This is a genomic window from Enterococcus sp. DIV0294, from assembly GCF_050558155.1.
GTDB lineage: Bacteria > Bacillota > Bacilli > Lactobacillales > Enterococcaceae > Enterococcus > Enterococcus faecalis.
On sequence record NZ_CP187889.1, the window covers coordinates 1534936 to 1547024 of the forward strand.

The window sequence follows — 12089 nt, forward strand, 5'->3', positions numbered from 1 at the left end:
TCATTCCTCTATTTCTTGAATTTGTTCAATATATTTTTTGATTTCACTATCTTTGGGATAAGTTTCTTGAACATACTGCTGTAGTTGTTCAAGATATTCTTTCCGTACAACATAGTTTGAATAAAGATGTAACTTTTTTTCGTATTCTTCTAAAATTTTTTCGGTTCGTTTAATGTTATCATAAACCGCTTGGCGACTAACCTCATATTCTTCCGCAATTTCTCCTAAAGAAAAGTCATCAGCATAGTAAAGCTCCATATAATTCATCTGCTTTTCCGTTAATAATGTCGAATAAAATTCAAATAACGAATTCATGCGGTTTGTTTTTTCCATTTCCATGAGCCGTGCTCCCATCTTCAATCCCTTATAGGTTACCGATTTCATAGGGAATAGTCAATCTTTTTTTACTAAGTTTTTACCTTTTAAAAAGAAATGTCCGCAAGTTGCCATGTTTCTTCAGAATAAACGGTCATTCCTTGTTGAATAAAATAAGCAGTTGCGACTCCAACTCCAGCTTTTTTAATGCCAGAAAATTGTCCATCATAAATCAGCTGGCTGCCACAGCTGGGACTTTTTTCTTTCAAAATCAAGGTTGTAATTTGTTGGGCTTTTAATTTTTGATACGCGCGTTGTGCCCCTGCTTTAAATGCCTCAGTGACATCTTCCCCGTTATCCGTATATACATAAGCAGTATTCGCCCAAACATCGAAGCCGTCCCCGCCAATGATTTCTGCTGGCGGACGTGGAATGGGCAACTCTCCTAAAACTTCGGGACAAATCATTATTGCTTTTCCATTAGTTACAAGTTGTTTTAACGCTTCTTGTTCTTGAGATTTTCCATCGTAACGGCAACAAATCCCACCTAAGCAACTACTAATACCAATCATTCGCTTCTCCTCATTTCATTTCTCTATTATACCATGAGTTGACTTTTCTCAAAAGTAGCATTCTCGCTTACTTTAAAGTACGTTCTTCCTCTAAAAATATGTTAAACTAACAATAGTGAAATATACACTTATTTTCAGAAATTTCTTGAAGGAGTTATGTAAATGAAAAAAGTTCTTGTCGTCGATGATGAACCATCGATTTTAACTTTGTTAACCTTTAATTTGGAAAAAGAAGGCTATCAGGTGACTACTTCCGAAGATGGTAAAAACGGCTTCGAATTAGCTTTGTCTAATCAATATGATTTTATAATTTTAGATGTAATGCTTCCTGGTATGGATGGCTTAGAAATTACCAAAGCACTTCGTCGAGAAAAAATTGACACGCCTATTTTGATTTTAACTGCCAAAGATGAACAAGTAGATAAAATCATCGGCTTAGAAATTGGGGCAGATGATTATTTAACAAAACCTTTTAGTCCCAGAGAAGTCCTAGCACGCATGAAAGCTATTTTTCGTCGTTTAAAACCTACCACGACCGAACCGCTTCAAGAGGACACACCTAAAGCTCCGCTTGTGATTGGCGAGATTCGTGTGGATGAACAAAATTATGAAGTCTTTGTGCGCAATCAGCCCATTGAACTAACACCAAAAGAATTTGAATTACTCGTTTACTTCATGAAACGCAAAGATCGGGTCATTAATCGGGAAACCTTGTTGGAACGAATTTGGCAATATGACTTCGCTGGACAAAGTCGCATCGTCGATGTCCACATTAGTCATTTACGTGATAAAATCGAGCCTGATCCCAAACGGCCCGTTTACTTAGTAACTGTCCGTGGCTTTGGCTACCGTTTTCAGGAGCCAAAACGATGAAAAAGAGACTGCGGATTGAATATTTTTTAGTTGCGGCAGTCATGCTTTTATTATTTGTCGGGAGTATTGCAGCGACCAATTTTTTCTTTCAAAAAGAAATGGTTGCTCAACAAGAAACCTATTTAAGAAGAAAAAATACCCTTTTAACAGACCAGTTGCCCCCTTCCGTTTTCGAAAAAGGGCAACTGACAAACCAACAACAACTCCTTGTCACCCATGCGTTAGATGATGCAGAAGAACGGGTAACTTTGTTGCAAAAAAATGGTACCGTCTTTTTTGACAGCAGCCAAAATGAACCGCTAGAGTCGCACAAAAAACGGCCTGAAATCGCTGCGGTTCTATCAGGAGCTACCTATGGTTCAGCTTTACGAAAGAGTAAAACGTTAAATAAAGAACTTCTGTACGTTGCCACGCCCGTTTTAAAATCAGGAGAAATCGTTGGCATTATTCGGATTTCGGAACAAACCGCGCTATTTTCTAAAAATATCCAATCTTTTCGTCGCTATATTATCTTTACATTTGGCATCTTGTTCCTACTAATTACCTTGTTTATCTTTTTATTGTTACGGCAAAAAAATCAACCGCTAGTGACTGTCTTACCGATTCTGAAACGAATGCTTAAACATCCAGATGAAAATCGATCCATTATCCAGCAATCTTCTGAATGGAATGAACTTTACGAAACTATTAACTTACTGAGTCAACAAGTAAGTCAAACGTATAAAGCGTATACGTCTGCGGATGAGCAATTTCACGAACTTTTAGATGAGCTGATGATTGGTGTCTTTATCATTGATACGCGAGGACGGCTTCGTCTGTTGAACCCTAAAATGCAGGAAATGTTAGGACTCTCTGCTAAAAATATGCAAAGCAATTATCTTGAAGTGATTCAAGACGCCGATTTGATTCATTTAATCCATCAAGTCGTCGCTGAAAAAAACAGTTTACATCAAGAAATTACTGTGACACAAGGACCCACACCTTTACGCTTAGATCTTTCTCTTCGTTACTTGGATGATCAAAGCGCCAATGATTATCAAGTGTTAGGAATTGCCTATGATTTAACGCGCGTTCGCCAACTAGAAAAAATGCAAAAAGATTTTGTATCAAATGTGTCTCATGAATTAAAAACGCCTGTCACTTCTCTTTTGGGCTTTACCGAGACACTCATAGATGGCGCCAAAGAAGATCCGGAAGTTCTTGATCAATTTTTGCACATCATGCAAAAAGATGCCCAGCGTCTGCAACAATTAATTCAAGAAATTTTAGAACTTTCTCGAGGCAGTGCAACAATTCCTTATGCGGAACAAGAAATTACTTTAGAAAAATTTATTACAGAAATTCTCAGCTCTTATCAGCAACAATTGGCAGCAAAACAGCTGAAAACAGTCGTTCATGGTCTGCCAGAGAGCCAGTTTTTCACCAAATACGAATTGTTTTATCCAATCGTGAAGAATCTAATTGAAAATGCCATTCAGTATTCCCAAGAAAATGGACAGATTACTATTTCTTATGCTATTGAAAATCAGCAATTACGTTTATCTGTTCAAGATACTGGCATTGGCATTAGTCAAAAAGACCAAGAACGGATCTTTGAACGGTTCTATCGTGTCGATAAAGCACGTAGCCGTCATTCTGGTGGCACCGGTCTAGGTCTAGCTATTGTCCAAAATTACACAGAATTATTAGGCGGTAAAATCGCCATTGATAGTCACTTAGGCTTAGGGACCACTTTTACAATCACCTTGCCTTTAACAAAAAAAGAAGCCTAAAAAAACTCAGCCAATCCTGTTTATTGGCTGAGTTTTTTTGTTTATTTTTCAGTTACTTTTCCATTTACATCACGTTCTACTTGCATGTCTGTGATGGCTAAATAACCTAAGTCTTTGACAATTGTCTTTTGAACATCATCGGTGACCATATAGTCTAAGAAGGCTTTTACTTCTTTATTAGGCTCCCCTTTTGTATACATATGTTCATAAGACCAGATTTTCCATGAATTGTCTTTCACGTGTTCTTCTTTTGGTTCAACACCATCAATGCTTAAGGCAACGGTGGAATCATCCATATAAGAAAAAGCTAAATAGCTGATTGCTCCTGGTGTTTGTTCAACAATTTTACGAACTGTTCCCGAAGAATCTTGTTCTTGTGATTGAACTGGTTTAGCTCCATCTAAGCCCCATTTTTCAAATGTTGCTCGGGTGCCACTTCCGTTTGCGCGGTTTATTACGACGATTTCTTGATCTTTGCCGCCCACTTCTTTCCAGTTTTTGACTTTGCCAGTAAAGACATCAATCAATTGTTGCTTTGTTAAATTCTTCACGCCGACTTCTTTGTTGACCACTGGTCCCATACCGACCACGGCCACCCGATGATCAACTAATTTAGAGGCATCCACGCCATCTTTCTCTTCGGCAAACACATCGGAATTTCCAATGGTCACTGCGCCATCTGCAACTTGCGAAAGTCCTGTTCCGCTGCCGCCACCTTGGACAGAAACTGTATAATTAGGATGTTCTTGTGTAAATTGATCTTTCGCAGCATCTACTAACGGTTGTAAAGCGGTGGAACCAACAGCGACAATTTTAACTGGTTTGTTACTATCCGCTTCGCTGGATTTTTCAGTTGTGCCTCCTTGAGCTCCGCACCCAGTTAATAATAACCCTAGACTCAGCATAGTTGCTGCAATTACACGTTTTTTCATCTTTGCACTTCCTTTTCAATTAGTTACAAGTTTAGTCTACCAAGACTCTGTTAATTCTGTTTCAATTAAATGTAAATAAAAGGTAAAGGTGTGTAAAGAATCTATAAAGGCTAGTGCGTTACGCGTTGTGTCGCCATGTAATGTGCAATTCGTTCCATGGCCGTTGTTAATTTATCCATATCGGACGCATAACTAATTCGGACGTATCCTTCTGCTTCTGGACCAAAAGAAATACCTGGAATCAACGCTACTGCTTCTTTTTGCGCTAAATCAATACAAAATTTCATAGAATCTTGTTCATAACCAGTAGGAATCTTAGCAAAAATATAAAAGGCGCCATTTGGACGCGCAACTTCAAACCCCAATTGAGTCATCTGTTCATAAACAAAATCGCGCCGTTTCCGATACTCTTCTTTCATAATTTCAGCATCATGCATTCCTTCGATTAGGGCACGAACAGCCGCTTTTTGAGACACAGTTGCAGCCGCAGTAACTAAATACTGATGAACTTTAATGATCTCCGCTGTTAAAATCGCTGGTGCAAAAATAAAGCCAATCCGCCAGCCTGTCATGGCATGTGATTTCGACAAACCGTTAATTAAAATCGTTTGGTCACGTAACATTTCAGCAATCGAAACATGACTCTCATCATAAGTTAACTCACTATAAATTTCATCGCTAATCACAAAAATGTCGTATTTTTTTAGAACATCAGCAATTGCTTGCAACTCTTGGCGGTTATAGGTGACACCAGTTGGGTTGCTAGGATAATTTAAAATAATTGCTTTGACTTGTTCCCCATGCTCGGCCATTGCCGCTTCAATCATTTCAGGGGTCAAGACAAAATCGTTGTCTCGTGTATCCAAATATACCGGCTCCGCCCCCGCCAATGTAATAATTGGTTCATACCCTGGGTAAATAGGTGCTGGCAATAGCACTTTGTCACCTTGTTCTAAAATTGCTAATAACGAAGCTGAAATCGCTTCTGTTGCTCCAACTGTTACTAAAATTTCTGTCGCAGGCTGGTAAGTCAAATGGTACTTTTCTTTCATAAAATAAGCGGCTGCTTCACGAACATCTAACAAACCAGACATCCCTGTATAATGAGAAAAATTCGCATCAATTGCTTCTTTGGCTGCTTTTTTGACATGCTCAGGTGTGTTAAAATCTGGCTCTCCTAGCGTTAATTTTAAAATACCTTCAATTCCTGAGACTTGTTCGTCAAATTGACGAATTAAAGAAACAGCAATTTTATTTACTTGACGATTAAAACGATTGGTTAAATCCATTTAGCTTCACTCCTTCAGTTGACGTTATAGTAGCACAAATTGACCGTAAAATGAATGATTTTCTCATTGTTTCGCTAGATTTTTATTATAAATATCTCAAAAAAACGACAGAAAAGAAAATAGGAGAACTTTGTCCTTTTCAACAAAGTTCTCCTATTTATTTATTTTTCGAAACGCCATGTCCGAATTTCAAACGGACGTAATGGTGCATCAACTTCTATCGCTGGTGTCAACGGTTCTTCTAATACATTTGTTAAACAAGTCGCTGGTTGTGTCTCTTTGTGAAGTTCGCAAGGAATATTTTGCGCTGTTAGATTAAAGCCACGAACGACTAAATGATTCGTTTGCTCTTGACGTTTAACGGCTGTCCAACCAATCGGTCCTTCTGCCGTTGTCAAATAAACATGGTTCGGTGCTAGTTTACCTTCATGACGCGCAGTAGTAGCTGCAGTAAAAGGAATTTGTGCACTATAGGCTTGTTGATACGTAGCAAAGCGTTCTTCTGGTTTTCCATGCAATGACAAACCATATTTAAAGGTATATTCTCCTTGGCATTGTGCTTCTGGTGTCGCAAAATAGCCCCAATCACCTAGTTCGCCAACACAACGAATTAATGTGACCGCAATGGTTCCATCTGCCAAGACTTCATACTCATTTAAGCCTTCATTGAAGATAGTCACGCCTTTGTTTTGGTCATGAACATTCACAAACGCTTGTTGGTGCTGCGGGTTTGTTGGATTTTCCCATGTGTCGCTTACTTGATTTGGTCGTGTCACGACTTCATAAATACTATCCGCTTCGTGTGTTTCTGTGACCATGCCAGTTGGGAAAAGCACGCGTAAACGATGATCTTTGATTTGATTATTAATGGTTGTTTCAAAGAACAATTGGTTACTTTCTTTGATCATTGTAACCACTGTCGTTATTTCGAACGGGCGAAGCGTCGTTGAACGTTGTGCTTGGCGTTCTCTAAACTCACGAACAGCCTTTTGTTCTTCTTCTAATCGTTCATCTGCTGAAACTGGTAACATGACGGTTTGTTTAATTTGATAACTTGCTTTTACAGGGGAATTTTCTTTATTCGTAATTTCAGCCGTTACATTTTCGGTTGTAATTCCTTGGTCTTCGGTCGGTTTGAAAAAGATATATTCATTCCCAATGTCGCCAGTATCTTCAAATGTTAACAATTTTGAAAATGTTTCTCCTGTTTTTTTGTCAGCAATGGTTAAGCTACCATTGTTTTCAATTTTCACTTGAATAAATTCGTTTTCCATTTCATTTGTTGCTGGTTGAGCCAAAAGACTTCCTTCAAAAGCTTTCGTTTCTCCTTGAATCAATGCAAAGCTATCCCAAGAGAATGGCGCCATTTCTTTGACAGATAATTCGACCGTTAGGTATTTAGCCATGTACGGTTGACGGAAAGCATCTTTAGGTAAATCGTAACCAAAACGAACATCTTCTTTGACAATACGGCTTGCAACGGCTTTTCCAGTTGGATCAATCACTTGATAATCTGGTGTCGCTTTTTGTTTTAATTCATGATAAAGATCTTCCGGTTTTCCTGTATAAAATGGCAATCGTTCAATCTCCACTTCCACAGTGACAACCTCCGTTTTCTGATAGCCACTAGTATTAAATAAAACAAACGGGTGCGCTTTTTCTGGGAAAACACTTGTATCAATTGCTTCTGTTAATTGTCGTGTTGCTTCATCTGCTAAGAAATGCCCGACATCATTGGCATTTTCAAAGCGAGTCATCATGCCTCGGTGAACCTCGTCGACAGAACAGCCACAAATGCTATCGTGCGGATGGTTTTGAAGCAATGTTTTCCAAGCATAATCAAATTGGTCATGTGGGTAGTCGCCAGTTACTTCGTAAGCCATTGCTGCTAAAGGTTCTGCGATATTTTCTAATTGGCGTTGTACTTTTGTGTTCCACTGTTTTAAATAGACGCGAGCAGAAGAAGTATTGGCTAATGTGTACCAGCCATCCGTTTCTTGACTCGTTAATTCGCCTGTTACTGTTCCTAAATCTTCTGGTAACTCCTCTTGAACAGCTTTCAAATAGTCATCGAAATTGGAATGAATAAATTCATATTCTGGGAATAGTTCATTGGCTAAAGCGATGGCCTTAGTAATATCTCTTTGTACAGGTTGGTGGTCGACCCCATTCATCATCAATAAATGGTTTGTGGAAGCGTAACGTTCCACATCAGCCAATTTTTGTTTCCAAAAAGCGATTGCCGCTTCTTTTTCTGAAGGAATTTCGTTCCCGTTACTATACCAGTTCGCAAAAAGCAAGCCGAAAATTTTCGTTTGGTCAGGACCTTCCCACCACATTTCAGAATATTGTGAGCTATAGTCGCTTTCTAAGACTTGGTTATCAAAGCCAATCGGTTTCACCCCGCGTCCAAAGGCAGCCGCAGGCAGATTTGCTAATTGCATCATTTGAGGCGTTTGACCCATGTTACCAAATGTATCCGGGAAGTAACCTAATTGAACTGGTGCTCCCCATTTTTGACTTTCTAAATGCCCAATCAGCATGTTTCGAACATTGGATTCAGAGCTAATTAAAAAGTCATCTTGTAAAATATAAAATGGTCCGATTTTTAGTTTGCCTGCTTGGACAGCTTTTTTCACGGCTTCTTTTTTCTCTGGGCGAACTTGTAAATAGTCGTCTAAGATAATCGTTTGTCCATCTAAATGGAAACTGTTAAACTCTGGATCATTTTCAATTAAATCTAATACATTATCCACTAATTCAATTAAGCGCATATGATGTTCTTCATAAGGAAGATACCATTCACGATCCCAATGACTATGGGAAACAATATAGACTTTTTTCTTTGTCATCACTTTTCCTCCTATTTTTCCACTCGGATGTCAAAATAATCCATAACTAATTCACAAAACATCATATTAGCCCATGAAAACCATTCTCTTGTATAATTTTCAGGATTATCTACGTCAAAACCTTCATGCATCAAATGAGTCCCCGCATCTGTGGCAACTAATAAATCTAAAATTCGTTCTTTTTCAGCTTTATCTTTGGTTGTCATTCCTTCCATTGCTAAAGCAATCGGCCACACGTAATTTTCTGGTGTATGCGAGCTACCAATCCCTTTCGCGTATTTGCCTTCATAGAAGTAAGGATTTTCTTTACTTAATAAGGTTTGACGCGTTGTTAAATATTGTTCATCCTCTGTTGAACAATAACCCAGATAAGGGGCTGCTACTAAATTGGGAACATTACTGTCATCCATCACGCTTGCATTGCCTAAGCCATCCACTTCATACGCATAAATCGTTTCGTTATTTTGATTTTTTGTTCGTCCAAATGTTTGGATGCCTTCTTCAATCTCTTCTTGTAATTTTTTAGCAATCGCCACAATCGTAGCATCTTCTAAAACATCAGAGAAAATTTCTTGAATATAGCCTAAAATTACGACTGCAAACATATTAGAAGGAACTAAGTAACCATATTGGCAGGCATCATCACTAGGACGGAAGCCTGACCATGTCATCCCTGTTTTGCCGACTGGCGTTCCTTTCCCTGCTTCAACCAACGTATCTTCTTGACGCCACGTATCTCGTTCAAATAAATAAGGTGACTGTGCGTGATCTTGTTCTGTTGTAAAAACGTTGAGAATTTTTTTGACGCCTTCCACAAAATCTGAATTAAATTGTTCGGTCATCCCAGTATTTTTATAAAGTAAATAGGCTAATTGGACCGGGTAACATAATGAATCAATTTCATATTTCCGTTCCCAAATCCAGCCATTCATTTCGGTCTTATCAGTTTGATGGCCTGCATGATTATCTGTTTCATTAAACGCATTGGCATAAGGATCAATGCAAATATAACGAAACTGGCGCTTAACCAACCCAGCAATCATTTGAGCAAGATCTTCGTCTTCTTTCGCAATCACTAAATAGGGACGAACTTGCGCTGTTGAGTCTCTCAACCACATTGCTGGAATATCGCCTGTTAATAAAAAGGTAGTACCATCTTCTTGACGTTTCACTGTTGTTAATAAAGTATTGGCAAAGGCCGCCTGAAAGTTTTTTGCCCAATCTTGATGTGCTTCACCGCATTTTTCTGTAATTGTCTCCATAAATGTTGCTACGGATTTTGGAACTTCTGTATAAACCATTCTCGTCACCTCTTAAATTTGATATATCATTTAACAATTGAATTATAGCGTTTACATTTCACTTTGTCTAGTGATTTCGATCATTTTTTTCATTTTAAAACCAATTAATTTATGGTAAACTATAAATAAGATATATCTTATTGTGAGGTGAAATGAATGAAGCAACCATTATATCAACAAATTATTGATTATTTACAAAATGAAATTGATTCAGGGCGATTGCCTGTTGGAGCGCAAGTGCCTACCGAAAAAGAATTATCGGCTCAGTTTAACGTCAGTAGAATTACGTCCAAACGAGCGCTAACTGAGTTGGAAACGCAAGGCGTAATCCAACGTCACCAAGGAAAAGGAAGTTTTGTTCAAGCGCCAAAGCATCCTCTTCATACCTCTTTAAATAAAGTTCTTTTTTTATTGCCTTTTGCAGACGATTTATCAGTAGGAAATTTCTATAGCGGTTTGGCCCCTACTATTCAAGCAGCTGGTTTAGAAGTCTTTATGACCTCGCCTAATTTTTTGAGAGAGAAAAATGCTGCGGACATTGTGAATGAGTTTGCCGGGCTTGTCTATTATGCTGCTACTAGTAATGACTACCTCGACTTATTGTTTGAGTTGGCTTTGATGAATTTTCCAGTCGTTGTCTTGGATAAAAAGATCCATGATTTACCTTTTGCAACCATTCAATCAGACAACTTTGCTGGTGGTAAAACAGCAACCGAACGCTTAATTGGCTTAGGACATACAAAAATTGGATATATCCTTTCAGGAAGTCCAGCCCTACAATCCGTTCGGCAACGTTATTTAGGTTATCTCCAAGCTTTAAAAGAAGCCAATCTGGCGTTCCATACAGCAATCACAGAAACCAATCTCTTAGATGAACACAACTTTAAACAGTATTTTGAGGCGCACCAACTCACAGCCGTGGTCTGCGATAATGACTTCAGCGCGTTACATTGTTTACGAAACTGTAAAAACCTAGGTATTCATGTGCCAGAAGAATTATCGATTATTGGTTTTGACGATATTCAAGCAGCAGCATTTGTCGAACCGCCATTAACAACCATGGCGCAAGACTTTAAAGAAATGGGAAAACTAGCTGGTGAAGTGTTATTACAAACGATGCAACAAGACCTTCAAATCATAGAAGACATTCAAGTGCCTGTAACATTAATTGAAAGAGAAACCATTTCTACTGTTTCAAAATGAGCCAAAAAAGAAGGAACTATCAGTCAACTCACTGATAGTTCCTTCTTTTTATTCCTTAGTGCTAAACGTTTTGGTATCTACCTCTTTTTTAAACAACGCTTTTAGTTCTTTGATAAAGTAGCGACCAATCGGACTGATTTCCCGATTTTTGGGAAAGAGTAAACAAATACGATTTTCCAAAGCTGGCGCCAATGGCACTAACCGAATTTCTTTCTTCGTAAAACCCGTTACGACACCTGAACCAGAAGCATAAGCATTGGTTTCTACCAACAAATTCATTAAAGTTCCACGATCCGTAGTATGAATGACCGATTCCTGTTCAGGAATTTCAACTAAATCTTCAGAAAAATAGGAAAAATTGCTTCCTTCTTGATTAAAGCGAACTTGTGGATAGGGAACTAATTCCTCTAAATGAATTTCTTTTTGCTTGGCTAAAGGATGATGATTTCCTAAAAAAATGTGTGTATTAAAAGTACTAATTACCTCGTAGGCTAGATTAGCTTGTTCTAAATACCGTTCAATACTGACACTATTTTGTTCATTTAAATAAATAATCCCCAATTCACTGTGAAATCCTTTGACGTCTTCAATTACTTTTAAGGTTGTGGTCTCAAAGACACGAAAATCTTTATATTGATCCCCATACTTTTTAAGAACTTTGGCAATTACCTCACCTAAAAAATCGTAATGTTGCGAAGAGATGGAGAATCGTTCGCTGGTCACTGTCTCGCGATAGCGATTTTCCAATAACTCCATTTGAACTAAGACTTTCTCTGCTTGTTCTAAAAAAACCATTCCTTCTTCTGTTAAAAAAGCGCCCTTATTGGTACGTAAAAAGAGGGAAATCCCTAGTTCTTCTTCTAATTCTCGAATACTATTTGACAAGCTAGGTTGTGTAATAAATAGTTTTTTGGCTGCTTCCCGAAAACTCCCATTGTTAGCTATGGCAGCAACATACTTCATTTGTTGAATATTCAACA

At 38.3% G+C, this 12089-nt stretch carries 10 protein-coding genes; 3 read left to right on the forward strand and 7 right to left on the reverse strand.

What is annotated here, in order from left to right; translation table 11 throughout:
• Together IGJ20_RS07580 and IGJ20_RS07585 are read right to left on the reverse strand one after the other, a co-directional pair.
• Positions 1-339: a putative DNA-binding protein gene (locus IGJ20_RS07580; RefSeq protein WP_202522544.1), complete on the reverse strand. Its 339-nt coding sequence runs from the start codon at positions 337-339 to the stop codon at positions 1-3.
• Positions 340-422: 83 nt separating this feature from the next.
• Positions 423-887, reverse strand: a complete 465-nt coding sequence (locus IGJ20_RS07585; RefSeq protein WP_002364031.1) for a DUF523 domain-containing protein — start codon at positions 885-887, stop codon at positions 423-425.
• Between the two features lie 162 nt (positions 888-1049).
• Here IGJ20_RS07585 and IGJ20_RS07590 point away from each other — a divergent pair, with 162 nt between their 5' ends.
• The gene (locus IGJ20_RS07590; protein WP_002360193.1) at positions 1050-1760 is read left to right on the forward strand and encodes a response regulator transcription factor; all 711 of its coding nucleotides are present in this window, start codon (positions 1050-1052) and stop codon (positions 1758-1760) included.
• A complete protein-coding gene (pnpS, locus tag IGJ20_RS07595; protein ID WP_202522545.1) occupies positions 1757-3532 on the forward strand; it encodes a two-component system histidine kinase PnpS in 1776 nt (591 codons plus the stop codon). Before IGJ20_RS07590 ends, pnpS begins: the two co-directional genes overlap by 4 nt.
• 41 nt (positions 3533-3573) lie before the next feature.
• Here pnpS and IGJ20_RS07600 read toward each other — a convergent pair whose 3' ends face one another.
• The 4 genes from IGJ20_RS07600 to IGJ20_RS07615 form a co-directional block, all read right to left on the reverse strand.
• Positions 3574-4464, reverse strand: a complete 891-nt coding sequence (locus IGJ20_RS07600) for a phosphate ABC transporter substrate-binding protein PstS family protein (RefSeq protein ID WP_002357425.1) — start codon at positions 4462-4464, stop codon at positions 3574-3576.
• A 110-nt stretch (positions 4465-4574) separates the two neighbouring features.
• Positions 4575-5753 (reverse strand): pyridoxal phosphate-dependent aminotransferase, encoded by a 1179-nt coding sequence (locus IGJ20_RS07605; RefSeq protein WP_002365726.1) that lies wholly within the window; start codon positions 5751-5753, stop codon positions 4575-4577.
• A gap of 161 nt (positions 5754-5914) precedes the next feature.
• Positions 5915-8605, reverse strand: coding sequence for an alpha-mannosidase (locus IGJ20_RS07610; protein ID WP_010820022.1), 2691 nt, complete (start codon positions 8603-8605; stop codon positions 5915-5917).
• An 11-nt stretch (positions 8606-8616) separates the two neighbouring features.
• The gene (locus IGJ20_RS07615) at positions 8617-9906 is read right to left on the reverse strand and encodes a glycoside hydrolase family 125 protein (RefSeq protein WP_002357422.1); all 1290 of its coding nucleotides are present in this window, start codon (positions 9904-9906) and stop codon (positions 8617-8619) included.
• Positions 9907-10062: 156 nt separating this feature from the next.
• Between IGJ20_RS07615 and IGJ20_RS07620 the strand changes: the two genes are divergently transcribed.
• Complete coding sequence (locus IGJ20_RS07620; RefSeq protein WP_002374726.1) at positions 10063-11109, forward strand: GntR family transcriptional regulator; 1047 nt, start codon at positions 10063-10065, stop codon at positions 11107-11109.
• Positions 11110-11157: 48 nt separating this feature from the next.
• On the opposite strand, the gene IGJ20_RS07625 is transcribed toward IGJ20_RS07620, so the two are convergent.
• Positions 11158-12087 (reverse strand): LysR family transcriptional regulator, encoded by a 930-nt coding sequence (locus tag IGJ20_RS07625; protein ID WP_002361904.1) that lies wholly within the window; start codon positions 12085-12087, stop codon positions 11158-11160.
• Positions 12088-12089 lie beyond the last annotated feature (2 nt).

What these genes read in the sequence shown, in the direction of transcription:
- IGJ20_RS07580 (WP_202522544.1), bottom strand. Translation starts at nt 339, where the DNA reads ATGGAAATGGAAAAAACAAACCGCATGAATTCGTTATTTGAATTTTAT.
- IGJ20_RS07585 (WP_002364031.1), bottom strand. Translation starts at nt 887, where the DNA reads ATGATTGGTATTAGTAGTTGCTTAGGTGGGATTTGTTGCCGTTACGAT.
- IGJ20_RS07590 (WP_002360193.1), top strand. Translation starts at nt 1,050, where the DNA reads ATGAAAAAAGTTCTTGTCGTCGATGATGAACCATCGATTTTAACTTTG.
- pnpS (WP_202522545.1), top strand. Translation starts at nt 1,757, where the DNA reads ATGAAAAAGAGACTGCGGATTGAATATTTTTTAGTTGCGGCAGTCATG.
- IGJ20_RS07600 (WP_002357425.1), bottom strand. Translation starts at nt 4,464, where the DNA reads ATGAAAAAACGTGTAATTGCAGCAACTATGCTGAGTCTAGGGTTATTA.
- IGJ20_RS07605 (WP_002365726.1), bottom strand. Translation starts at nt 5,753, where the DNA reads ATGGATTTAACCAATCGTTTTAATCGTCAAGTAAATAAAATTGCTGTT.
- IGJ20_RS07610 (WP_010820022.1), bottom strand. Translation starts at nt 8,605, where the DNA reads ATGACAAAGAAAAAAGTCTATATTGTTTCCCATAGTCATTGGGATCGT.
- IGJ20_RS07615 (WP_002357422.1), bottom strand. Translation starts at nt 9,906, where the DNA reads ATGGTTTATACAGAAGTTCCAAAATCCGTAGCAACATTTATGGAGACA.
- IGJ20_RS07620 (WP_002374726.1), top strand. Translation starts at nt 10,063, where the DNA reads ATGAAGCAACCATTATATCAACAAATTATTGATTATTTACAAAATGAA.